At 42.6% G+C, this 23,019-nt stretch carries 21 protein-coding genes and 1 pseudogene; 12 read left to right on the top strand and 10 right to left on the bottom strand.

From position 1 onward, the window contains the following. Window positions 1–171: 171 nt before the first annotated feature. Entirely contained in the window at window positions 172–831 is a 660-nt protein-coding gene (locus tag LGO15_RS02665; RefSeq protein WP_226086600.1) for an SDR family oxidoreductase, read from the bottom strand. 691 nt (window positions 832–1,522) lie between these two features. Here LGO15_RS02665 and LGO15_RS02660 point away from each other — a divergent pair. Further along, window positions 1,523–2,290 carry an SDR family NAD(P)-dependent oxidoreductase gene (locus LGO15_RS02660; RefSeq protein ID WP_226086599.1) on the top strand — a complete coding sequence of 256 codons (768 nt, stop codon included), beginning with the start codon at window positions 1,523–1,525 and terminating at the stop codon, window positions 2,288–2,290. Window positions 2,291–2,338: 48 nt separating this feature from the next. Beyond that, on the top strand, window positions 2,339–2,638 hold the full coding sequence (locus LGO15_RS02655) for an ArsR/SmtB family transcription factor (RefSeq protein ID WP_226086598.1): 300 nt from the start codon (window positions 2,339–2,341) through the stop codon (window positions 2,636–2,638). Window positions 2,639–2,680: 42 nt separating this feature from the next. On the opposite strand, the gene LGO15_RS02650 is transcribed toward LGO15_RS02655, so the two are convergent. Further along, window positions 2,681–3,490 (bottom strand): cupin domain-containing protein, encoded by an 810-nt coding sequence (locus LGO15_RS02650; protein ID WP_226086597.1) that lies wholly within the window; start codon window positions 3,488–3,490, stop codon window positions 2,681–2,683. Between the two features lie 162 nt (window positions 3,491–3,652). Here LGO15_RS02650 and LGO15_RS02645 point away from each other — a divergent pair, with 162 nt between their 5' ends. The 3 genes from LGO15_RS02645 to LGO15_RS02635 all read left to right on the top strand — a co-directional run bounded on the left by LGO15_RS02645 (window position 3,653) and on the right by LGO15_RS02635 (window position 7,939). Continuing rightward, complete coding sequence (locus LGO15_RS02645; RefSeq protein ID WP_226086596.1) at window positions 3,653–4,261, top strand: DUF421 domain-containing protein; 609 nt, start codon at window positions 3,653–3,655, stop codon at window positions 4,259–4,261. Between the two features lie 216 nt (window positions 4,262–4,477). Beyond that, window positions 4,478–6,361: a M48 family metallopeptidase gene (locus tag LGO15_RS02640; RefSeq protein WP_226086594.1), complete on the top strand. Its 1,884-nt coding sequence runs from the start codon at window positions 4,478–4,480 to the stop codon at window positions 6,359–6,361. Between the two features lie 339 nt (window positions 6,362–6,700). Beyond that, window positions 6,701–7,939: an MFS transporter gene (locus LGO15_RS02635; RefSeq protein ID WP_226086593.1), complete on the top strand. Its 1,239-nt coding sequence runs from the start codon at window positions 6,701–6,703 to the stop codon at window positions 7,937–7,939. 2 nt (window positions 7,940–7,941) lie between these two features. Here the strand turns inward: LGO15_RS02635 and LGO15_RS02630 are convergent, their stop codons facing one another. Together LGO15_RS02630 and LGO15_RS02625 are read right to left on the bottom strand one after the other, a co-directional pair. After that, window positions 7,942–8,847 (bottom strand): AraC family transcriptional regulator, encoded by a 906-nt coding sequence (locus LGO15_RS02630; protein WP_226086591.1) that lies wholly within the window; start codon window positions 8,845–8,847, stop codon window positions 7,942–7,944. Between the two features lie 121 nt (window positions 8,848–8,968). Then, window positions 8,969–9,292, bottom strand: coding sequence for a winged helix-turn-helix transcriptional regulator (locus LGO15_RS02625; protein WP_226086589.1), 324 nt, complete (start codon window positions 9,290–9,292; stop codon window positions 8,969–8,971). A 157-nt stretch (window positions 9,293–9,449) separates the two neighbouring features. On the opposite strand from LGO15_RS02625, the gene LGO15_RS02620 reads away from it, so the two are divergent. Further along, the gene (locus LGO15_RS02620) at window positions 9,450–9,947 is read left to right on the top strand and encodes a lactoylglutathione lyase family protein (RefSeq protein ID WP_226086587.1); all 498 of its coding nucleotides are present in this window, start codon (window positions 9,450–9,452) and stop codon (window positions 9,945–9,947) included. Between the two features lie 15 nt (window positions 9,948–9,962). Continuing rightward, complete coding sequence (locus tag LGO15_RS02615; RefSeq protein WP_226086585.1) at window positions 9,963–10,946, top strand: zinc-binding dehydrogenase; 984 nt, start codon at window positions 9,963–9,965, stop codon at window positions 10,944–10,946. Between the two features lie 181 nt (window positions 10,947–11,127). On the opposite strand, the gene LGO15_RS02610 is transcribed toward LGO15_RS02615, so the two are convergent. Both LGO15_RS02610 and LGO15_RS02605 read right to left on the bottom strand, forming a co-directional pair. Further along, window positions 11,128–11,964 (bottom strand): STAS domain-containing protein, encoded by an 837-nt coding sequence (locus tag LGO15_RS02610; protein WP_226086583.1) that lies wholly within the window; start codon window positions 11,962–11,964, stop codon window positions 11,128–11,130. 173 nt (window positions 11,965–12,137) lie between these two features. Then, entirely contained in the window at window positions 12,138–13,055 is a 918-nt protein-coding gene (locus LGO15_RS02605; RefSeq protein ID WP_226086581.1) for an alpha/beta fold hydrolase, read from the bottom strand. Between the two features lie 132 nt (window positions 13,056–13,187). Here LGO15_RS02605 and LGO15_RS02600 point away from each other — a divergent pair, with 132 nt between their 5' ends. After that, window positions 13,188–13,643: a GNAT family N-acetyltransferase gene (locus tag LGO15_RS02600; protein ID WP_226086580.1), complete on the top strand. Its 456-nt coding sequence runs from the start codon at window positions 13,188–13,190 to the stop codon at window positions 13,641–13,643. A 479-nt stretch (window positions 13,644–14,122) separates the two neighbouring features. Here LGO15_RS02600 and LGO15_RS02595 read toward each other — a convergent pair whose 3' ends face one another. Further along, window positions 14,123–14,425 carry an EthD family reductase gene (locus tag LGO15_RS02595; protein WP_226086578.1) on the bottom strand — a complete coding sequence of 101 codons (303 nt, stop codon included), beginning with the start codon at window positions 14,423–14,425 and terminating at the stop codon, window positions 14,123–14,125. A 205-nt stretch (window positions 14,426–14,630) separates the two neighbouring features. Here LGO15_RS02595 and LGO15_RS02590 point away from each other — a divergent pair, with 205 nt between their 5' ends. The 3 genes from LGO15_RS02590 (at window position 14,631) to LGO15_RS02580 (ending at window position 16,543) form a co-directional block, all read left to right on the top strand. Then, a complete protein-coding gene (locus LGO15_RS02590; protein WP_226086576.1) occupies window positions 14,631–15,242 on the top strand; it encodes a TetR/AcrR family transcriptional regulator in 612 nt (203 codons plus the stop codon). Window positions 15,243–15,271: 29 nt separating this feature from the next. Continuing rightward, the gene (locus tag LGO15_RS02585) at window positions 15,272–15,682 is read left to right on the top strand and encodes a Spx/MgsR family RNA polymerase-binding regulatory protein (protein WP_226086575.1); all 411 of its coding nucleotides are present in this window, start codon (window positions 15,272–15,274) and stop codon (window positions 15,680–15,682) included. A 96-nt stretch (window positions 15,683–15,778) separates the two neighbouring features. Further along, window positions 15,779–16,543, top strand: a complete 765-nt coding sequence (locus LGO15_RS02580; protein WP_226086574.1) for a GTP pyrophosphokinase — start codon at window positions 15,779–15,781, stop codon at window positions 16,541–16,543. A gap of 182 nt (window positions 16,544–16,725) precedes the next feature. On the opposite strand, the gene LGO15_RS02575 is transcribed toward LGO15_RS02580, so the two are convergent. From LGO15_RS02575 to proB, 3 genes and pseudogenes are all read right to left on the bottom strand, one after another. Next, on the bottom strand, window positions 16,726–17,430 hold the full coding sequence (locus tag LGO15_RS02575) for a tubby C-terminal domain-like protein (protein ID WP_226086573.1): 705 nt from the start codon (window positions 17,428–17,430) through the stop codon (window positions 16,726–16,728). A 534-nt stretch (window positions 17,431–17,964) separates the two neighbouring features. Beyond that, window positions 17,965–19,236: pseudogene (locus tag LGO15_RS02570) on the bottom strand (glutamate-5-semialdehyde dehydrogenase); the annotation flags it as partial. A gap of 15 nt (window positions 19,237–19,251) precedes the next feature. After that, on the bottom strand, window positions 19,252–20,376 hold the full coding sequence (gene proB / locus LGO15_RS02565; RefSeq protein WP_226086571.1) for a glutamate 5-kinase: 1,125 nt from the start codon (window positions 20,374–20,376) through the stop codon (window positions 19,252–19,254). Window positions 20,377–20,834: 458 nt separating this feature from the next. Here proB and LGO15_RS02560 point away from each other — a divergent pair, with 458 nt between their 5' ends. Continuing rightward, window positions 20,835–22,529: a methyl-accepting chemotaxis protein gene (locus tag LGO15_RS02560; RefSeq protein WP_413231366.1), complete on the top strand. Its 1,695-nt coding sequence runs from the start codon at window positions 20,835–20,837 to the stop codon at window positions 22,527–22,529. Window positions 22,530–23,019 lie beyond the last annotated feature (490 nt).

Raw genomic sequence — 23,019 nt, 5'->3', positions numbered from 1 at the left:
TCAACAGTTCCGATAAATCCAGAAGGTCCCCTCAGAAGTCTGAGCTTACTATATTTCATTCGAGCTTATTACTTAGATAATCCCCGAATGTGATTTCCCCCATTTTCCGCAAAGAATTTGTATTTTTACCCTCAGAGAAAGATTTGTACAGTTTTCCTGGAAAAGAAATACTTAAAACTTTATTTGATTCATTATTTTTTTGATTTTCAATTCAGCCATTTCTTTTAATGTCATAATATCTGGTCCGCAAAAATCCTCTGCTCTTCCTTGGGGATCTTTTCCCACTAAACCTATTAGATGACTGGCAAATTCACCAGCATCAACACTTTGGAATTTAAAGTTTCCAGGGACAATATATCTTTTACAGAGTGGTTTTGATATAAATAAATTTTCGACAAAGTTGTGGAACTGAGTTGCACGTACAATCGTATGAGGGATAGAACAATTTTTCAACAACTCTTCTGCTTCATATTTTTGCTTATAATATTTAAATGGTATTTCATCTACCCCAACAATCGACGGATAAATAAGATGTTTTATGTGTTTTATTTTACCTAAGAACTCCTTAAAACCTAAAACCTCGACCATTTTTGAATTTTTAATCGGACTTGTTGCTGCGTGTATAATTACATCTACATCTTTTACTGCTGCTTCTAATCCTTCACCAGACGATAAATCGCTATAAACCCACTCGAAATGTCCTATTCCTTCAGGTTTTCTTCTAGATGTTATTTTAACTTTATAATCAGAAGCTTTTAGTTGCTTAAATAAAATTGAACCTAGTTGTCCTGTTGAACCAGTAACCAATATCCTCAAACTAAACACACCCATTCCAATGGATTTCCTCTTTATTGTCTTATTCAGAAGTTGGGTTCTTAATTCAATTATCTTCCGTTTGTTCCATTAGGAATTCAACAAAAAAGCGTTCAATCCTTCTGGATCAACGCACCCGTTAATTCAATATAAATTTTGTTCTGGCGAAGGACTATCAGACAGACAAGTCGATAAACTCTAGTTCCATTTCTGCTTCTGCTTTCGAAAGATAAAGCGATTATTTCCTCCCCTCCATTTATGAACTCATTATCACCCACCGCATATTTAGAACAATCACCTGGGTTTCCCTTGGACTGGCGGGAGGTGTTTTATATTATTATTGTTATTTTTCTTACGGCTGGAGTCTATCAAGATTGCCATTCGAAGTATCATAACCTTATCTCGACTCCCTTTTTATTTCATTTCACCACCTTATGGTTTGGAAGCCCTATTGGATTCCGTACTTCTTGCACAACCCTCGTTTCTCCGTTCCTCCCTCTTAATCAAACGTTTGATTAAATTCAAGACACCCCTTGATAGCCGTCGTTTTTGTGAAGTCTCCCCCTTCATGACCTCTTGTATTGAAATTCTGATGGTTCTGTTCATTTATAAAAAATAGATTTAAACACTTGAATTTTTTTAGAAAAGGTATTATTATTTGTTTAAACGTTTAAGCTTTTAAACATTTAAACATAATAGGAGGATTCACATGAATAAGACAGCTTTAATTACCGGAGCAACGAGCGGTTTAGGATATGATTTTGTTGGCATGTTTGCACATGATGGGTTTGATTTGGTTCTGGTGGCGCGAAATCAGGCAAAGATGGAGGAGATCAAGAGTCAATATCCTCAACTGAACGTCACCATCATCACCAAAGATTTAAGCAGGCCTAATGCTGCCAAAGAGGTATATGAGGAAGTCAAATCTGCAGGCATCACGATTGATACTTTAATAAACAATGCTGGCTTTGGTTTAATGGGCAATTTTGATAATCTCGATATCCAAAAGCAATCTGAGATGATTCAATTGAATAACACCGCACTGACAGAATTAACGTATTACTTTTTGCCAGAGATGAAAGGAAGCTCTCATAAGGCGAGGATCCTTAATGTTGCCAGTACCGCAGCCTTCCAGCCAGGACCGATGATGGCCGTTTACTATGCAACAAAAGCGTATGTGTTGTCCTTTTCAGAAGCGCTGGCTGAAGAACTGGCGGGCACGAATGTGACGGTCACCACTCTATGCCCCGGAGCGACAAAAACCAACTTTGCTTCTGTTGCGAACGTGGCAAAGACCAAGATGTTCAGCGGTGCCATGTCTTCACATGAGGTGGCGAAACAGGGCTATCAGGCATTGATGGCAGGCAAGCGTGTCGTCATTACTGGGGGTACGAATAAAGTCGGTGCCTACGCAGCCAAATTCCTGCCAAGGTCCCTAGCCGCCAAAATCGCTAAATATGTTGCGCAAGAAGCATAACTGCGATTTAATAAAAGGTAACGACTCAACAAAGGAGAGCATTCAAAGGTGGAAAAAGCAATTGAAGTTTTCCGTTCATGCATCCCGCTTTTTACAGCCTTAAGTGACCCTGCAAGGCAGGATATCATCTTATTATTAGCTGAGCATGAGCGCTTAAGCGTGAATGAAATCACCGAGCACGCAACCTTGTCACGGCCGGCCATTTCCCATCATTTAAAAATACTCCGTGAGCATAATTTGGTCGAAATGAACCAACAGGGCACACAGCGGTACTATTCCCTTTCCCTGGATCATTCGGTTGAATTATTAAAAAAGCTCATCAACACCGTGGAGAATGAATGCCTATAATACGCAGAAGCAAAGGGATCTCCCTTTGCTTCTTTCGTGTGCCTACATATTTTTGCTCTGCTGAAGAAGCTTGGATTTTCCGGAACGCTCCCACTCTTCTACTGTTTCATATGCTTTTTCAGGAGTGTATCCCTTCCCTACCAGGACTCCCATTAGAATGAATTCTTGAAGAATATGCGTGGCATTGATCCCTCTTTTCACGTCTTCTAATCCTTCCTGCACCAAATACTCTGTGTGCTGCACCCATTCATCTGGAGTCTTGCCAAAAACAACTGTATCCCCATTGCTGTTCGCACCGCCTTCACTTGCAATTGCATCGGCTTTTGTCACGTGGACAGTTCCGAATGGATGGTTAGGCGGCGCGTAGATGGAGTAAAGCTTTAACGGCGTATTGCCGGTATTGGTCACATTATGCCATGTTCCGGCAGGAATCATGATCGCAGAATCGTCAACCACCGGGCGCTGGAAGGTTAAGTTCTCTTTGCTCTGACCCATCTGAACCATCCCCTGCCCTTGCTCGATCCGCAAGAATTGATCCACATCAGGATGAATTTCCAGACCAATATCATCACCAACATCAATGCTCATCAACGTGACTTGCAAATGTGTTCCTGTCCATAAAGCCGTTCGATACGTGTTGTTCTGTATTGTAGCTTCATTGATATTGACCACATATGGATTAGGCCCATAATCCGCTAAAGGAATCATTCCGTTCCCGTTAGGATAGCGGAAACCATGGTAACCGTTCACATAATACATTCCATAAGGGTAAGCCCACTGACCAGACTGTCTTCCATCGTAATAATTCGGTCCATAATATTGATTAGAATAACCATTTGGTACATAGTACATTTTTGTCCATCCCTCCCCAGTTCATCAACATATCCTATGCAATGTATATAGGTAATGTACTTAGGTTCCATTCATCCAAGCCTCGGAAACTGCCTCCATACATGCATACTTTTTACACTTTTTAACAACATACATATTAATTGGTAAAAAGGAGGGCTACTCTTGGATTTACATTTCATATGGAAATCTGTCGTTATTGTCATCGGTGGCATCCTCATTCTCCGCCTGGCAGGAAGAAAATCAGTATCCCAGCTGACAGTGGCCCAGACGGTCATGATGGTAGCGGTTGGTTCATTGATCATCCAGCCAGTAAGCGAGAGGAATATATGGATCACTTTGGTCATTACCTTGTTGATGGTCATCACCCTTCTTGTCATTGAATATATCACCTTAAAAAACAATGTTCTGGAAACTTTTATCTACGGGAAATCCCGCCTCGTTGTCGAAAACGGCGAGTTGAATGTAGCTAACTTGAAAAAATTACGGTTGACCGTCGATATGCTTGAGGTCCGGTTACGGCAGCAAAACATTCAAAATTTCAGTGATCTGCAATGGGCAACGATTGAATCGAACGGTCAATTAGGATATATGCTGAAGCCTGAAAAACAATATGCCACTAAAGAGGATATCCAAATGCTTAAATCGCTGATTGAGAGCAGCCAACCACCAGGCAACAATCAAAACTCCACACCAGCAAGCGATTCGGACAATATTTTTACAGAAATAAAGAATCAAGGTCATAGCAAAGGCCACCCTGAAGAGTTGGAATGAGGAAATGGCGGGAACAAGTCAGCTGCAGACTTATTCCCTTTTTGATTTGGCTCTCCAGTGATTGTTGCAAACCCCCCATCATCCTAATTTCGAGGATGAAAAGGCCAGATTTGTGAATTGCTCTACTGTTTTGATTTTTTCCAATAAAAAACAGCTATTAGCAATAACTTCCTCCCTGCTATAATACTATCGATAACAAATTAAAGGGGAATGAGAATGACAAATCAAGAGTTTGAAATATTGGTCAACAAGCTGGAGAAACAGGCATCTGCCAACCCGAAGCTTTACAGATTCAAGGTCATCATGCTTACTGGACTTGGTTTTGGTTATGTTGCATTATTTTTGTCGTTATTTTTGTTTTTGATGGCTATTTCCGTATCGATGATTGCTGACGGTGATTTTACTTTTGGAAATGTGAAAGTTCTGCTCTTGACCGGAACTCTGTCATTCTTCATTATTAAAGCCCTGATTGTGAAGATGGAAATGCCTGATGGGTATTATCTTCAACGGGAAGAAGCTCCTAAGCTGTATGAGATGATTGATGCTTTACGTCATAAAATGAACACGCCGCCTATCGATGAGATTGTCCTTGATAGTGAATTCAATGCCTCTGTCGCTCAAATTTCTGCATATGGCATGTTCGGGAAAAAGCGGAATGTCCTTGTCATCGGAATCCCGCTTCTCACCACACTTTCTCAGCAGCAATTTACAGCTGTTCTGGCCCACGAGCTAGCCCATATCTCAAACTCGGATACTGCGCTTGGAGCGAAGATCTACAGGCTGAGAATGAGCTGGGGCCGTTTATTGCAGTCACTGGAGGAAAACGAACAATTCGGCACGTTTATATTTAAGAAGTTCTTCCAGTGGTTTTACCCACGGTTTGACGCTTATACTTTTGCAATGGCAAGACAAGAAGAATATGATGCTGACCGTTCGGCTGCTGAGATGACCTCTCCGCAGGCAATGGGAGAAGCCTTGGCAGCTACTTCTGTGGCAGCACCCTACTACTACCGTGATTTTTACAGTGAACTGTTCGAGGAGTGCGCCAAGACAAACAGTGTTCCTCAGCCATATTCGAATTTTACCGAAAAGTTCATCTCACTCAATGACCAAAAGGCAACTCAATACTTCCAGGAACAGCTCGATGAAGAGAGCTATATGACAGATACCCATCCATGCTTGAAAGACAGACTTTCTGCCCTGGGTGTTGAAGCACGTTTGCCTGAAAAACAACATGAATCCGCGCTGGACTATTTCTTCGCCTATCCAGGTCGAATCGTAAGTGACTTTAATAAGATGTGGGTCGATCACAATGAGGATACGTGGAAAGAAGAAATCGAAACCTTCAATGATTCAAAGCAGCGATTCGATGAATTATCGAAAAAACAGGTTACCTCTCTTGATGAACTCCTGGAAAAAGCTTATTTAACTGTTGAATTCAATAGCCTGGAAGCGGCGATTCCTTTGTACGAAGAAATTGCTGAAAAGCATCACCACGAGCAAAGAACCGCAGGAGCGCTATTGACTCTAGGAGAACATTACCTGGAATCCAGTGACACTGCGAAAAAAGGGATTTCACTGATCAACCTTGCGATGTCATATGATTGGGAATTGCGCCTGCCCGCTCTTGATGTGTTATGCGGATACTATTATGACACACAGCAAAGCGAGTTATTTGAGCAAACGAGAGAAGAATTGGAGAAGTGGGCTGATCTCGTGGAAGCTTCCAATGAAGAATGCGACTTTATCCAGCCAACAGACAACTTTACTGCCCATGACAAAGAGCCCGAAGAAATCCTCGCCGGATTGGAGCAGCTTGCCCAATACAGGGAGATTGCCCATGCATACCTTGTACGCAAACAAATCAAAGCCATTCCTGAGCGTAAGCAGTATGTCCTTGGCCTTGAGCTGAACCTTCCGAAGGGCACGGATCTCGACGAAGCAGAAGAAGCCTTATACGAAAAGTATATGAATGGCCTGGGCGAGTTCGAGGATACTTGCGTCATCATCCTCAATGACAAAAAGGATTTGCGCAAAAGCCTGCTTAGCGTAGAAAATTCCCAGATTTACTCTTTGGAGGATAAGGAACAAGCCTCCTGACCGAAAAGCGGAAGCGGCTTGGTCAGGCCCGACAAGCGTTGGAGGGCCTGACAGTGAAGTCGCCCTTTGACTTCATTGGCAGGACCGAAACGTCTCGAGGGGCTAGGCGCTGGAGCTAGACACTAATTTAGGTGAGAAATCTATACCTTCTTATCCAGTACGAAAAGCGGAAGCGGGTTGGTCAGCTCCTACAAGCGTTGGAGCTGGACCATTCTCAAATTATACTCTAGAGCAGCGAAGCCCTCGTGACTTCGCTGTTTTTTATAGGCACCTCAAAAAAACCGCAAATTTGGAAAAGAAATCATCTTTCTCCCTCTCTATAATCTTGTTAGGGGGGAGATGAAATTGACATTTATCAACAAAATGGATTCGTATCGAATCTATCTATACACACGTTTTTGGTCTCAGTTCTTTTTTACGTTTATCTTCACAGTTAACTTGCTGTATCATGTGAAGGTCGTTGGGCTTGATCCGTTGCAGCTCGTTCTGGTTGGAAGTGTTCTGGAGGCAGTTGTGTTCCTGTTTGAGATACCTACTGGGTTTGTGGCCGATTTAAAAAGTCGCAGGCTTTCTGTGATCATCGGATTTTTTTTGATTGGGGCCGGGTTCCTCATCGAGGGATCGTTTCCGTATTTCGTGGCTGTATTAGTGTCCCAGGTGCTTTGGGGGATTGGCTACACGTTCACAAGCGGAGCGCATCAAGCCTGGATTGCCGATGAAATCGGCGAAGAGCGTGCTTCCGAGGCGTTTGTGAATGGCGCTAAAGCTGGCACCCTTGGAGAAGTGATCGCGATTCCTTTGAGTATGCTGATCGGTTATTTTTTCATGATCAACCTGCCGATCATCATTGGCGGATTATCAATGATGGGATTAGCTGTTTTCCTGCTCCTTTTTATGAAAGAAGAGAATTTCAATCCTGTTCAACATGAAAATACATCCACTTGGAAGACGCTGAAGACAAATATGAAAGAGATGGTCCATTATACAAAGGCCAGTTACCTGATGCGGATTCTCTTCCTTATTGCCTTATTTTTCGGGTTATATAGTGAAGGGTTCGACCGGCTATGGATATCTCACTTTCTCGAAGAAACGCAGCTTGCTTATATGACAGAAGGAAATTGGGTCATCCTGATCGGCAGCATCCAATTTGTCGTGATGCTCCTTTCATTTGTCGGCCTTCATTTTATCAGCCGGAGTTCTCTCCACCAGAAGTTAAACACCATCTATGCATCCTTGCTGATCGGATGTGTTCTGATCATCGCCTCGCTGGCCGGTTTCGCTCTTTCGACCGGCATCATCGGCTTGCTGATCTTCTATCTGATCATCCAAGGAACAAGGTCTGTCATGGCACCACTTGAGGATACATGGCTGAATAAAATCATTCCTGATTCCTCAACAAGAGCGACGTTCTTCTCGGTAAAAGGACAGGTTGATGCGATTGGCCAGATTAGCGGAGGGCCGGCAATTGGATTGATTGCCGCAAATTTTTCGATTAAAATCGCCATGCTCACAAGTGCCCTTCTTTTAACGCCAGTGATTTATTTATATCGGTTAGTCATAAAAAAATCTCGAGGGTGATATCATCCTCGAGATTTTTCTTTGATTGGAATATGAATTTGCATATACACTTTTTTAAAATCCCAGTAATGGCAATTCTCATCATAGTATTCAAAATCAAAGCCCTCTTCATCCACTTCATAAGCGGAGTGCGGGAACCAATCCTCGAGTATGTATCTCCACGTCCCTTTGATTGCCGCAGCGAATTGGTCAACCTCAACCAAGGGCGTACGGAATATCGCATAAACAGCCTCAGGAATTTGGGTAGATGTTATTTCCGCCGGCAAGCCTTTTTCATCGTCATAGTCTACAGCAAACATGTATCGGCACCTGTCTTCATCGAGGCTGCGGCTCAAATTGATGCAATACTCTCCATGCTTTTTTGGTGCCAATTCTTTGTACAGGTACCGTTCGATCGACCCGTCTGTCAAACCTTCCTGGTCCCAAAAAGCCGGCACATTGCGGTCAGCAGGAAAATTCTCGATACTGAAGATTTTCCCGGCAACGTCAAAAGCACTCCGGCGGACAATCTGGGGCTGCAAGACAATGCCACCCGTGTTCTTTTCGTGAAGGCTCATCAGATCCAGTTTTTGAGGCAGTGATGTCGGACCATGCTCCTTATAAAGGCTCGGAGGACTTCCGAAACACTTCTTGAACGCTCTCGTGAATCCAGAATGAGTTTCAAACCCATAATCCATGGCAATTTCGATGATCTTTTTTCCTTTCACCAATTCATAAAGCGCAAACTGGAGCTTCCTTTTGACCACATAATCCATCAAGGTATAACCCGTCTGCTTCTGGAAAATCCGCGAAAAATGATAAGGAGAATACCCCACCATTTTCGCCATTTCCTCAGCACTAAGTTCCTCTTTAATATGGTCTTCTATATAATCAATGACCCGTTGAAGTAAAACTAACTGTTGAATCATCCTCACCACTTTACGATACTTGGAGATCAAGTTATGTTCATTTCTTCCTATTTTACAAAACTGACAGATAATGTGCACCATTCGGGAATGAAATAATCATAGAATCTTCGATGGCGCAACTTCAACCGCAATCCGGCTCATTCCCCATTCTTCTGTCACCCCAGGCACACATTAAATTCAGGATTTCCTTTAAGGTCTCCCCTTCCTCACTTAGTGAGTATTCCACTTTAGGAGGGATTTCATCGTACACTTTGCGGTTGATAATTCCGTCTTTTTCAAGCTCCCTAAGCTGCTGGGAAAGCATTTTCTTCGTTATCGCAGGCATAGCCCGCTGCAGTTCACTGAACCGTTTTTCTCCTTCTTTTAGCAAGCATAAAATGACCACTTTCCATTTTCCGCCGATCACTTCAAGAGTTGCCTCAACAGGGACATTGTATTTCGCCATAATTAAACCTCCTACTTCATGATAATGACACACCATATAGGTCAATATAAAATACGGTTACTAATAAGTTACCAGGTTACATAAAAGTGCCGTCTTACCATCACAGCATCTACTCATTATACTTAAAAAGGACTTTTAGTAAAAAGGAGAGAACCAAATGAACAAACCATATCCACGTTCTTTTTCACATATAGGCTTATCGGTACCCAATATAGAGGAAGCTGTCAGCTTCTATACGGAGGTGCTGGGATGGTACGTCATCATGGAACCATCTGATGTAATCGAAGACGACAGCCCAATCGGCCAGATGTGTACAGATGTTTTCGGCAAAGGCTGGGGGCAGTTCAAGATCGCTCACCTGGCTACATCGGATAAAATTGGCATCGAGCTTTTTGAATTTCCGAGCAACGAAACACCGGAAAACAACTTCGAGTATTGGAAGACGGGAATTTTCCATTTTTGCGTCCAGGATCCAGACATTGAAGGTCTTGTTGAAAAGATTGTCGCTCACGGCGGTAAACAGCGCATGCCAATCCGCGAATACTACCCAAATGAAAAACCTTATAAGATGGTATACTGCGAAGACCCATTCGGCAACTTGATTGAAATTTATACACATAGCTACGAATTGACCTATTCACAAGGAGCTTACTAAAAAGGAGAGTTGATCATGAAGGCATTATTGTTAGAAGACAAAGGAAAAGTTTTTGAAATGAAAGTAGGCACAACGGAAAAACCTGCTCCCGGAAAAGGAGAAATCCTCGTCAAAATAAAAGCAACTGCCTTGAATCCTGTCGACTATAAAACCGGCAATGGCGGCAACCCGAATTGGACATACCCTCATATTATTGGTCTAGATTCAGCTGGAATCGTCGAAGAAGTGGGTTCAGATGTTACAAATATCAAGGTTGGGGACAGGGTCGTCTATCATGGGGACTTGACTAAAAAAGGCGGCTACGCAGAGTATGGGGTGACAACAGCACATACCGTTTCCATCATTCCGGAAGGCGTTTCATTTGAAGATGCTGCTGCTTTGCCTACTGCCGGTTATACAGCGTACCAGGCACTATTTTATAAAATGCATGCTGCTAAAGGGCAAACCATTTTGGTACACGCTGGAGCTGGCGGAGTGGGAGGCTTTGCGATCCAGTTAGCGAAAAATTCCGGACTGACTGTTTTAACAACTGCCTCATCCGCCAATCACGAATATGTCAAAAGCCTTGGAGCCGATTATGCCATTGACTACCGCCAAGAAGACTTTGTTGAAAAAGCGTTGGACATCACAAACGGTCTCGGTGTCGATTTAGTCCTCGATACAGTCGGCCGGGACAATGCAGACAAGTCACTGAAGGCTCTCGCTTTCAATGGACAAATCGCTTTCATTGCCGGACCTCCAAACGCAAACGATGCAATTTCATTCGCCCATCCACTATCATTCCACCAGGTCGCTCTGGGGAGTGTGCACGAATCGAATCACTTGAGAGAGCAAAAAACGCTCGCAGAAATGGGCGACCATATGCTTTCAATGCTACAGGATAAGAAAATCAATCCCATGGTTGAGAAAGTGATCCCATTGGAAGAAGTGCCAAAAGCTCTGGCTGAACTTTCAACCCGGAGAGTGAAAGGGAAGATTGTCGCGAAAATCTCTGAATAGAATGTCCATAACATTGGGAACCAAAATTCAGGATTGATTCGGTTACAGGTCGTTACCTTTTTTAAAAAAGAAAAAAAAAGGGACGGAGATCGTGTTTCATTCTACGAAACTTGATCACCGCCCCTGTTTTTTTATATCCTCTGTACCTTATTTCAATCAGTTAAGGCTGAAGTTACTCCAGCTAAGCAATCTTCACTTTAAGTAACCTTTCCATAGCCATATGCAAATTCGAGGTTACTGGGATGTCCGAAACGTCAACACCTAGATTCACCATTGTTTGAGCGATTTCTGGGCGTATACCAGAGAGAGTAGCCTTAATCCCTAAGAGTGACAACGCCCTGACGACCTTAATTAACCGATCAGCAACCATGGTATCAATGATCGGCACACCCGAGAGGTCAATAATTATATGTTCCAAAGATAACTCACTGCCTTTAAGCAGAGCTTTGTTCATTAATTCTTGAGCTCTTTGTGTATCTATATCACCGATTATAGGAAGTACGCCAATCTTATCTGAAATTTTAATCACAGGAATGGACAATTCCAAAGCAGAGGTTTCCGCTACATGGATCCGAGTGTAAAAAACTCGTGTGTAAGAGATGCTTAACCAATGTACAGCACGGTCCACTACGGCATCAAAATTGGATATTAATTCGTAAAAATCAGCTATCGGCAAATTAAGCTTTATCGCTTCGTCCTTGATCATGTGTCCTATAAGATTTCTATAGTCTCTGACTTCATCAAGAGCTAGTTCAAGAGGTAGGTTATAGTTCACTAAAGTGTCTACTGCTTCCCGCCCCCATTCCTTCAATACGCTGAAAGAAGTTTCTAAATCACTTGCAACAGAAAGCGCATAGATGTCAATGATATTCTCACGCCACTCTTGCAGCAGGGAATCAAGTTTGGTAGACGTTTGGTGGGAATCTAGTTGAGTTTTATGTTTAATGAGACTTTGTTTTTCCGAAAGAATCTTATCAGATATATCCTGAAGATAATTAACTCGTATTTGTTCGCTCATGGTATCTCACTCCCTAGAAAGGTATAGTCTATTTTAGGGTAACATATCATCTCTATAGGATAAATGACTGGAATTTTGTACCATTCACTTTTAAAAAACCCTACATATAAGGGTACGTAAATGAACTAATTGTTCCCTTATACAGCCTCTTCCCTTCGACGCAAAAGAGCACCTTATGAATTTATCTTTATCAGCTTAAGAATACTATTTATCACGATCTCTGGATTTTCAAGATGCACGGAATGCCCAGTATCCGCTTCAATCTGTTCGGTATTATTGGTTAAATTGATCACCAGCTGCTGATCCTGCCTCCAGGCTTCAGGTTGTTTTTTGGCACTGATTACAATAACAGGTAAATCCGAACGTAAAGGCTTGGCATTTAAAAGTTGCTTCGCGGACTCTTCAGCATCCAAATATTCACGGTAAACAGACTTATATGCACCTAACGTATATCCGATATATTCCAGTGATTCATCATATTCCTTGGCAAGAAACTTCCTGCCAATCTTCTGTTTCAGCATTCTAGGTATACCAACTAGTGAAGTAATATATCCAAAAGTTACAAGCCTTCTGAATTTCTTGATTCTATTGATATTTTCTTTGGACAACATATACTGATTCTCATGGGCAGCATCCTCTAAAACTAGACCTGCAACTTCATTTGGATACATACTTGCAAATAGCCTCATCGAGAGACCGCCAAAAGAGTGGCCCACTAATATATAAGGTGGTTGTATTTTAAGATGATCAAGAATATCTTTTATTTCTTCCACACTATCCAAGGACGTCATCGTTCTCCTCTTGGTTCTGCTCCATCCATAGCTGCCTCGATCATAAGAAACCACGCGGGCAACCTTAGAAATCTCTGGTTGAACATAGCACCAATCAATGGATATTGAACTGAACCCCGCCTCCAGTATTACCGTGATAGGGCCTTCACCTGTAACAATGGCATGAACCTCAGAAGATTTCGTCTTAATGATCTGTCCAGGTGGTTTAACTTTATTTTTCCTTTCGATTGCAAGGTTCCATAATGTAAAAGGAAACCCAACAGTGCCTAATGTATTCCTGATTAATGTAGATAATATCATTGTCTTCCTCACCTTTTTCCAGAGATATTCTTGAAGATGCCTATAATTAAAAAACTAGTTGTCTTTTATTTTACAGGCAGGTTATGATATTCCTAATTTACCAGATTCTACATTATTGGAGGAATTTTTTTCATGGAAATCAAAGCTGATGATTTAACAGGTCCTGAGATTATTTCGTTGATTGGGGAGCATTTGCATGGAATGGCACTTCACTCCCCACCGGAGAGCATTCATGCTCTAGACCTGGAGAAATTGAAAAAACCGGAGATTTCCTTCTGGACTGTTTGGGAGGACGGTAAGCTGATGGGCTGCGGAGCACTGAAGGAGCTAGACCCTCAGCACGGTGAACTCAAATCAATGAGGACCGCTTCTGCCCATCTTCGTAAAGGGGTCGCGCGAGCTGTGCTTCAATACATCATTGACGAAGCCAGAAGACGTGGCTATAAAAGACTAAGCCTGGAAACAGGATCGATGGAGGCGTTCCTCCCCGCACGGAAACTTTATGAAAAAAACGGCTTCCACTACTGCCCGCCATTTGCGGATTATGTGGAAGACCACAATAGTGTGTTCATGACGAAGGAATTGTAAGCAGGAAACATGGGTGGTCCCGACTTTTCCCTCCATATAAAAGTACCCTGTGAATTTATGCGAGCTTCAGCCACCTCATAAGGGTATGATTACGGCTTTATCGTACCCTTATGCGAGTTCTCCCCACCACATAAGGGTACGATTTCGGGGTTATCGTATCCTAATGCAGGCTCTCCCCACCACATAAGGTTACGATTTCGGGGTTATCGTATCCTTGTGCGAGCTCTCCCCGCCACATAAGGATACGATTTCGGATTTATCGTATCCTTGTGCGGGCTTCGGCCTTCACATAAGGGTACGTTTCCTTACTAACCGTACCCTTATGCAAGCTTTGACCTTCAATAAAGGCACCTTTCCTACTAATCACACCTTAATATCGAGGCCGTCATGGATTGTAAAACTTAATCAACTCGAGGTGCAAAACGCTAGTGCTAGACAATTTAAAAAGGGACACCGGCGTGTCCCTTTCATGTCAAACTCTAATCCACAATCGCCACTACTGGCGGCTTATTGAGATAGTTTACTAGATTTTTGACATCGCCCTGCACTTCCTGGAATTCTGGGGTTGCCAACGCCTGTGCCAGGACTTCTTGATTTTCAAACTTCAGCTCAGCAATCAAGTACAACTTTTCATCCGTATACATGGACTGAAGCACACGATGAACCTCAGCACCTTTTAAGTTTGGAACCTTTTGAACAAGCGGAATATGAACCTCAAAATAATGCTTTTCAAATCCTGCTTGGTCCTTCGGCTGATCGTAAATAACAATAACCTTCGCCATTTCCTTCCCCCTTTTAAAAAAGAATCACAGTTTCATTATAAGTAACCAAACGTTCTTAATAAAGAATTACCTTTCGACAAAAAACTTTAACACACATACCCAATATGACGCTGTGTCACATTCAACATTGACAAGTGACACAGTGTCATTTATTATTTAATCATAATATGACACCGTGTCACATCACTGAATCGAGGTGATCATCATGCCAAAGCAAACATTCTTTAATTTGTCAGAGTCTAAAAGGAAAAAGCTGATTGAATCAGCAGAAATCGAGTTCGCCAGGGCTCCATTTTTTGAAGCTTCAATAGCCAATATCATCAAAACCGCCGGCGTATCCAGAGGAAGTTTTTATCAATATTTTGAAGACAAAGAAGATTTATATTTCTATTTGTTAGAAGATAAAGTAAAAAAGGCCAAATTCTATTTCAGCGGTTTATTGGAAAAACATCAGGGAGATCTGATTGAAGCCGTGATTGAACTTCAAAGTTACTTCTTGCATGCCTTATCAGATGAGGAGGAGAAGCTTTTTTTAAAAAATGCCCTGCTCTACACAACACATCGAGTAGAGAGTTCCTTTACAAGTATTTGGGATACACAGCTTGATAACGAGGAATTCAAGAAGGTCGGGGAGTTGATAAATCGGGAATACCTGAATCCAACTGCAGAAAAAGAGCTATTACATATCTTCAAAATGGTTTCTGCACTGGCATTCAACAACCTGATCGAGAAAACAGTAAAGGGCTTGTCCGATGATGAGGCAATGGAATCCTTTAAACTAAGCATGCGTTTACTGAAACAAGGTATATACAAGTAAAACCCAAAATAATTGAGGTGCAGGTCAAAATGACAGTTACGATCTATGGACTAGGATGCAGATCAACAAAGAAAGCCAAACAATGGATGATAAATAACCAAATCCCATTCGTAGAAAGGAATATGGCGGAGGAGCCTTTGACGGTTGCTGAACTTCAAGAGCTTTTACGAATGACAACCGATGGTACTGATGACATCGTCTCTAAGAGATCCCTTCCTTATAGAACCTTGGATATTGATTTTGATAAACTTTCTTTATTTGAATTACTGGAACTTGTCCATGAACACCCTCGGCTGCTTAAAAGCCCTCTTATCGTTGAAAAAAAGAAGCTTCAAGTTGGATATAACGAGGAGGAAATCCGGCAATTCCTTCCGAGAAAGGTACGTAATTTTCAGTGGCTGCAATGGAAAATGGAACACTTACAGCCTTTAGAGGGTTAACATAGAAGTTATTTATTCAGAAGTGGTACCTATCCCCTTTTACAGTTTCATCCACTTGGGGAATTATAGACTATAACCACAAGGAGAAGTCTACAAATGGAAAAATTGGCTCAGCAATATAGAATACATCCTAAACAAATGGTGAACGAACTTAAAAGGTTTTCTTTGAGCTATAAATTTGCTTTGGAAGAAATGAATACAAAGATCAATATTTTAAAAGAAGAGTTCATTCATATCCACGACTACAACCCTATAGAACATTGCAATTCTAGGATAAAGTCTCCCGAGAGTATCATCAAAAAACTGAGCAGGAAAAACCTTAGCTTTTCGATAGATTCCATCAGGGAAAACATCAAAGACATTGCCGGAATCCGAATCATTTGCCCGTTTATCACCGATGTTTATAAAATAAGCCAGATGATTGAAAAGCAAAGGGATATAGAGTTGGTTGAACGGAAGGACTATATCAAGGATCCAAAACCCAACGGTTATCAGAGCCTCCATCTTATTATTAAAATTCCGGTTTTCATGTCTGACCGAGTAGAGATGGTATTTGTGGAATTGCAGATCCGAACAATTGCCATGGATTTTTGGGCCAGCTTGGAACATAAAATCTATTATAAATATGATAAGGAAGTTCCGGAAAGGATCAAAAAAGACCTAAAGGACGCAGCCATATCAGCCGCTGAGCTGGATAAAAAAATGGAGAGCATCAATAATGAAGTCGCGAATTTGAAAGTGAAAGAAACTCATGATACAGACCTTCTAATCTTCAATGAAGCTGTGAATGGATCAAAGAGTAATTTTCAATCCATCATTAATGGCTTTTTTGTGGATGCTTCCAAAGAGGGGAAAAAGTAGGGATATCTATAAGCAGGGACACTGGACAGTTCTTCAATCCCGTGTCTCTTCGGGATAATATCATAAAATCAAACCGTCGAAAAAGCAAGACACAGGGTCTCAAAGGGGACCGAAAGCGCCAAATTTTGAAGGATTTTACCTTAGTGAGTCCCTGTCGAGTTATATCTGTGTCTCTATGTATTTTATTTACTTTTGAAAAAATAGGAATGAAGAATCAGCGCGACAAGGTATTCCGGTTTTTCATCTTGTACCTCTAATACTTGTACATTGCTGATGATATGGTTCCGTTTCATTGTGCCGAGCAGCACTTTGTCTTGGGTAAGTGAAATGGTTGATGTAACCGTCATTGCTGAAGACACAATAGTCGTGTCAAAGAAGTTGAGCTTGATTACTTCATTTAGTTGCAGTGCATTCCTCAGATTCACCTGTGTTTGAGCTTTGCCAATGAGCTTTCCATTTTGATAGATCTTCCATTGATCCTGTTGGGTGAACCACTTTTCTCGATACCATTGTACGTCGTATACATCATTATCGATTTCAATTTCTAAAGAAAGATACCAGTTAAAACCGAAAAGATCGCCAAAGATATATTTCCACTTCTGCGGAAAGTACCGTTTTATGTATCCTCTTTGAACTATCCCTTTAAAAAGAGGTTTCTGAATGGGTAATGATTTTTGGATATTGTAAAATGACCAGCCTTCGATATTTTTCGGCTGATAAGCACGCTCTTTCTCTGCGAACCTTTTACTGAGCAAATATATAGCAAGTGAGCCTACTGGAAGCACCAGAATCACCGCAAACATCAGTGGCTCAAATGCATCAAATACAATATACCGAGCTAGAGTTGTAAGCAATAACAGAACAAAGAGAAATAATAGTTCAATCACCAAAGTCACCTCTAATGATTTACGATAAAATTCTATAAAAGTTTCAACTTTTTGTTTTCTTACATTTAAACGGCATTCCTTCCAGTACAGCCACAAAGCAAGTCCAGTTAGAGGAAATTCCTAATATGATGTCATGTCTTCATCGAAAAATAAATAAGAGGAGATTTTCCGGTTAAATACAGAATCGAGCTGTTTTTGGGGTATATAAGCGGAAACTTTCCGGTTATGCAACGCAAAACCTCCCATTTTTGACTTTTTGAAGTCAATAGGCGGAATCTCTCCGGCTATTTAGGCTATTTTCAAAGCTATTTACTATTTAAGAGAAATTTCTCCGGCTATTTACGTTTCTTAATATGATTCCATAACTGATAAGCGGAGTCCCCTCGATTCTCGATGATTGCAATCCAGTAACTGAAAATATTACCTAAACTTTCATCTAGGTAAAGGATGATTAAGTTTTAATTAAGCCAAAAAAACAAGAATTGACGCATGCCAATCCATACGTCAATTCATGGGTCTCTTATAAGAATTTGTTTACCTAACCAATCCATCCCCAACCATGACATACTTCCTGGTAGTCAATGCCGGCAAGCCCATCGGCCCTCTGGCATGGAGCTTCTGAGTTGAAATCCCAATCTCAGCACCAAACCCTAACGCTCCTCCATCTGTGAATCTAGTGGATGCGTTATGATAGAGCGCTGCTGCATCAACTAACTGAAGGAATTTCTTGGCGTTCTCAGTATTTTCTGTAATGATTGCTTCAGAGTGTTTGGTGCCGTACTGGTCGATGTGCTCGATCGCTTCATCCATATCATTAACAACCTTGACGGCGATGTCGAGGCTCAAATATTCATCAGCCCAATCACTCTCATTTGCGGGCACAACATTCGGCAGAACCGAAGCTGCTGCTTCATCACCATGTACGGTGATTCCATTCTCCTGGAATGCGGCCGCAAGCTTCTCATTGTTTTCCTCAAGCCATGCTTGATGAACAATGAGTGTCTCTGCCGCGTTGCATACAGCCGGGCGGTCTGTTTTGGCGTTGATCATGATGTTCAATGCTTTTTCCGTATCCGCTTCTTCGTCTACATACAGATGGCAGTTCCCTACCCCGGTTTCTAGTACAGGAACCGTCGCGTTTTCAACGACTGCCTTGATCAATGCTCCGCCGCCGCGCGGGATCAAGACATCAATATGCTCTTTCATCGTGAACAGCTGCTGTGTTGCTTCACGGTCTGCTGTGGCAATAAATTGGATGGCGTCTTTAGGCACCTTGGTGTTCTCAAGTGCCTGGTGCATGATGTCGACGATGGCTTTATTGGAGGACAGTGCGGATGATCCGCCTTTTAAAATAATGGCGTTTCCTGATTTGAGTGCCAGCCCTGCTGCATCAACGGTTACGTTCGGGCGCGCTTCGTAAATCATCCCGATGACACCGAGCGGGACGCGGATTTCATTCACATTGAGTCCATTTTCCAAGGTCCAGTCTGAAAGTACGTCGCCGACTGGATCAGCATGCTCAGCGACCTGGCGAAGTCCTTCCGCAAAGTCTGCAATTCGTTCGCGTGAGAGGGCCAGGCGATCCATGAATGCGTCCTCGAAGCCTTTTTCCCTTCCGTTCTGCAGATCTTTTTCGTTCTCCGCTAAAATGGTTTCATAATTATGATCCAGTGCGTCAGCGAGAATCAGCAGTGCATCGTTTTTTTCCTCAGTGGAAAGGATGCTCAGCTGCTTCGCTGCCTTTTTCGCTGCAATCGCTTGTTCCTCTACTGTCGTTGCTTGAGTCATTGTCAATGTCATCAAAACGCCTCCTGTATATTTTTAGACTGATACTGGCAATGCAAAATCACGTGAACAGACAAATGTGTCCTGTTCGATTGCTTCTTTTCGTTCACATTCTTCTTCAATAAGTGTCTCTTCCAATTTTCCGCTGGAATAATTAATCCGTCCGAGCCCGATCTCTTCTCCGGTTTCATCCATCACTCTGACGACCGCTCCCTCGCCGAACCTTCCTTTTACCTGAAGGATGTCAGATGGAAGGATGTTTTTCCGATCCTCGATGATGGCTGTCCTTGATTCCGGGCAGATGATGACTTCACCCTCAGGTCCAGAATGGAAGGCGATCCATTGCTGGTTGTTGTCGAGGTTGAATCCTTCCGGGTCCTGGTTAAAATACGTTCCCTTTGCCGTTCCGCTCACTGCATTTACCAAAATGTCCTTGCTGTCGGCCTTCCCTAAAAACGAATCGATTCCAGATGCCATCGCAATTTTCACCGCGGAGATTTTCGACTTCATCCCGCCTGTACCGACTGCACTTCCGGAACCGCCTGCGGCTGCTTCGATTTCAGGAGTGATTTCATGGACCTTATCAAGCAATTTAGCGTCTGGGTTGTTGTTCGGGTTATCGTCATACAATCCGTCGATGTCGGAAAGGATGATCAGCTGGTCGGCCTCAATCAGCGCTGCAACCTTTGCTGACAATGTGTCATTGTCACCAAAACGCAGGCGATCAACCGTGACCGTGTCATTTTCATTGATGATCGGGATGATCCCTCTCTCCAACAGGACATTCAACGTATTTTTCATGTTGTTGTAGCGATTCTCATTCGCGAAATCGCTTCTCGTGATCAAGATCTGCGAAGCGACATACCCATGAGATAAAAAGAGTTCTGAGTAAGATTCCATTAACAAGCCCTGGCCTATTGAGGCGGCTGCCTGCTTTTCCGGCAATGAAGTCGGCCGCTGAATACAGCCAAGTTTTCGGTACCCTGCCGCCACTGCGCCAGATGATACAACGGCTGTTTCATAGCCAGCATCCTTCAAGGCCACAATCTGGTTCGCCAGCTTCTCCAGCTTCCTGCGGCTGATTTCCCCGTGCATGCTCGTAAGCGAACTGCTGCCAATCTTAATTACAACTCTTTTTATCTTCCTGTCTTGCTCTAACATCCAATACCTCCTTGTGAATCCGTCTGCAACAGATGAAACAATCACTCATTCAAAAAGTGTTCGTATACCGTTCGTCTTTTGCCAACGTTATTAATGTTAACATCCTCAGGAACACATTCAAGGGATATGGGGGCATTCGTGAGCATAAGGCCGAGATAGTGAATGGAAGCGGTAACATTTTAAAGATATGGGCCATTATATGAGGCTAATCATGGATAAAGCTCTCTCAGGGGAATATTTGGAGGTATATCGGAAGTATTGAGACAAGCTTGGGATATTTTATTCGGTATCACGTTCTAGATAGAAATGCTCTAGGAACTGAAAGTATCAAATAACTTCATTAAATCATCTTCTCTTTTCCAAAAATAGAAAAAGTATCCTTACAAAACCTTAACATTCACTTTACAATCGCTCGGTATACTGAATGTAATAGGTCGATCGTATCATAATTGGAGGTAATGATTTTGAAGTTCACAACCAAGTTTTCCTCTTTCACGCTAGGCACACGCTTGCTGCTCTTATTCTCCACCCTTCTGATGATTTCGGTTGTCACTGTCGGAGTCAGCTCCTACATAAAAGCAAAGAATATGGCTGTCGAAACGGTCGAACATCGCCTTCTAAGGGAAGCACAATTAATAGGATTCATAGCCGAGAATCTGAAATTTGTCTATATTAGTGATGATGATTATTTCAGGCAGCAGTTGGAAGTCAATGTCCGCTCACAGCAGAAAAAGCTAAAAGATGATGGAATTGCTTCTGATTTCTTCTATATTAGTGAAGGAGAAGCTGCTCCCTTCAATGTAAGCAAGAAGTCAGAGTATACCTTTTCTGACAGCCAAATTAAGTCCATCCAAAAGTCCAGGAACGGGGTGTTCCATTCCGCATTCAATGGACAAGACTATACAATTGCTTTTAATGAAATGAAAGAAATCAATGGGATTTATGTCATCGTGATCCCAACCAGTACATATATGGAACCCGTTAATGAAATGGCTTTTTTTACAATCATCGTCATCTTGATCAGTCTATTAGCTTCAACGATTTTGATCAGCCTGTTTGTCAAAAAACTGACGAAGCCATTGAACGAGCTTAGAAACACAATGAAGAAGGTCCGCGATGGCCATTTGCAAAGTGCTGCTGATATAGATACCTCTATTCCCGAAATCAACTCCCTTCAAAAAAGCTACAACAGCATGATTGAGCAGATGATGCAAATGGTGACCGAACTGACAGCCACGACAAAAGAGTTAGGAAATACCGGCAATGAGCTCAAGGATTCTTCTCAAAGTTCACTGGCGAGCAGCCAGCAGCTTGTCGCAGCCATACATCTTGTCAAAACCGGAGCACAACAAACTGCCGCAAGCTCAGAGACAAGCGTTCGAAGTTTTACAGAAATGAAAGATATGATTGAAGACATGGTAATGAATATGGACAGTGTGTTCAGCAGCTCAGAAGCAATGAATGCCTCCGCTCTGCATGGTGAAAAAACACTGCGTGAACTAATCTCAATGATTCATTCATTTGAAAAGGACTTCAATCAATTAGCCAATACAGTCCATCAAGTGAAAGACTATTCGTTATCGATCACCAAACTTGTTGGCATGGTAAAAGCAATTGCCGACCAGACTAAACTGCTCGCACTCAATGCCTCGATTGAAGCAGCCCGCGCAGGTGAAGCCGGCAAAGGTTTTGTGGTTGTCGCTAATGAAGTCGGCAGCCTTGCCGAACAATCAGCAAAAACCGCCGAGGAAATCACTAAGGCTATCGGTAAGATGGAGAAAATTACGATTGGGGCAACAGCAGAATTTGATGAGATGCATACGAAAATCATAACCAATCTATCAATGGCAGGCAGCTCACAATCGTCCTTCGACGAACTGATGGACGGGATTTCTGCCGTGAGCACCAAGCTTCACTCTGTGCAAGGAGAGCTAAAAAACCTTGAGAACACCCTGCCGCAGTTAGCAGAGGGAGCCGATAGCTTCCTGTCCGTCTCACAGGAAACCCTGGCAAGCGCAGAAGAAATGCTTCTGGCAAGTGAGACTCAGGTTGGCCAGATGGAAACCACCGATCAAATCGGAATGAAGCTGAATAACCTCGCCAGTTCATTAGCCGAGATTACCAACCAGTTCAGACTTGGAAGTAAAGCCTGATCCATTTTGGATCAGGTTTTTTTTGGTGAATATGCACGTATTTGGCCGATAGAAGAGCTTTATCGGACATTCAGATGGCCGTAACCACATAATGTGGCCGATAGAAGGGTCCTATCGGACAATTGGATGGCTGAAGACAGAAAAAGTGGCCGATAGAAGGGCTCTATCGGACATTCAGATGGACGTAACCACAAGAAGTGGCCGATAGAAAGGCCCTATCGGACAAGCGGATGGGCGTAACCATAAAAAGTGGCCGATAGAAGGGCCCTATCGGACATTCAGATGGCCGTAACCACATAATGTGGCCGATAGAAGGGTCCTATTGGACATTCGGATGGCCGAAGACTGAAAAAGTGGCCGATAGAAGGGCCCTATCGGACATTCAGATGGCCGTAACCACATAATGTGGCCGATAGAAGGGTCCTATTGAACATTCGGATGGCCGTAACCATAAAAAAGTGGCCGATAAAATCAGCTATTGCCCACAACG

The sequence above is a fragment of the Mesobacillus sp. S13 genome, assembly GCF_020422885.1.
In the GTDB taxonomy this organism is placed as follows: domain Bacteria; phylum Bacillota; class Bacilli; order Bacillales; family Cytobacillaceae; genus Mesobacillus; species Mesobacillus selenatarsenatis_A.
The sequence above is the reverse complement of the archived record's forward strand: the minus strand, read 5'-3'. Positions and strand labels throughout refer to the sequence as shown.

Excerpts from the sequence above, each read along its gene's own strand:
- LGO15_RS02665 (WP_226086600.1), bottom strand. The coding sequence starts at position 831 with ATGGGTGTGTTTAGTTTGAGGATATTGGTTACTGGTTCAACAGGACAA.
- LGO15_RS02660 (WP_226086599.1), top strand. The coding sequence starts at position 1,523 with ATGAATAAGACAGCTTTAATTACCGGAGCAACGAGCGGTTTAGGATAT.
- LGO15_RS02650 (WP_226086597.1), bottom strand. The coding sequence starts at position 3,490 with ATGTACTATGTACCAAATGGTTATTCTAATCAATATTATGGACCGAAT.
- LGO15_RS02640 (WP_226086594.1), top strand. The coding sequence starts at position 4,478 with ATGACAAATCAAGAGTTTGAAATATTGGTCAACAAGCTGGAGAAACAG.
- LGO15_RS02635 (WP_226086593.1), top strand. The coding sequence starts at position 6,701 with ATGAAATTGACATTTATCAACAAAATGGATTCGTATCGAATCTATCTA.
- LGO15_RS02630 (WP_226086591.1), bottom strand. The coding sequence starts at position 8,847 with ATGATTCAACAGTTAGTTTTACTTCAACGGGTCATTGATTATATAGAA.
- LGO15_RS02625 (WP_226086589.1), bottom strand. The coding sequence starts at position 9,292 with ATGGCGAAATACAATGTCCCTGTTGAGGCAACTCTTGAAGTGATCGGC.
- LGO15_RS02620 (WP_226086587.1), top strand. The coding sequence starts at position 9,450 with ATGAACAAACCATATCCACGTTCTTTTTCACATATAGGCTTATCGGTA.
- LGO15_RS02615 (WP_226086585.1), top strand. The coding sequence starts at position 9,963 with ATGAAGGCATTATTGTTAGAAGACAAAGGAAAAGTTTTTGAAATGAAA.
- LGO15_RS02610 (WP_226086583.1), bottom strand. The coding sequence starts at position 11,964 with ATGAGCGAACAAATACGAGTTAATTATCTTCAGGATATATCTGATAAG.
- LGO15_RS02605 (WP_226086581.1), bottom strand. The coding sequence starts at position 13,055 with ATGATATTATCTACATTAATCAGGAATACATTAGGCACTGTTGGGTTT.
- LGO15_RS02600 (WP_226086580.1), top strand. The coding sequence starts at position 13,188 with ATGGAAATCAAAGCTGATGATTTAACAGGTCCTGAGATTATTTCGTTG.
- LGO15_RS02595 (WP_226086578.1), bottom strand. The coding sequence starts at position 14,425 with ATGGCGAAGGTTATTGTTATTTACGATCAGCCGAAGGACCAAGCAGGA.
- LGO15_RS02590 (WP_226086576.1), top strand. The coding sequence starts at position 14,631 with ATGCCAAAGCAAACATTCTTTAATTTGTCAGAGTCTAAAAGGAAAAAG.
- LGO15_RS02585 (WP_226086575.1), top strand. The coding sequence starts at position 15,272 with ATGACAGTTACGATCTATGGACTAGGATGCAGATCAACAAAGAAAGCC.
- LGO15_RS02580 (WP_226086574.1), top strand. The coding sequence starts at position 15,779 with ATGGAAAAATTGGCTCAGCAATATAGAATACATCCTAAACAAATGGTG.
- proB (WP_226086571.1), bottom strand. The coding sequence starts at position 20,376 with ATGTTAGAGCAAGACAGGAAGATAAAAAGAGTTGTAATTAAGATTGGC.
- LGO15_RS02560 (WP_413231366.1), top strand. The coding sequence starts at position 20,835 with ATGATTTTGAAGTTCACAACCAAGTTTTCCTCTTTCACGCTAGGCACA.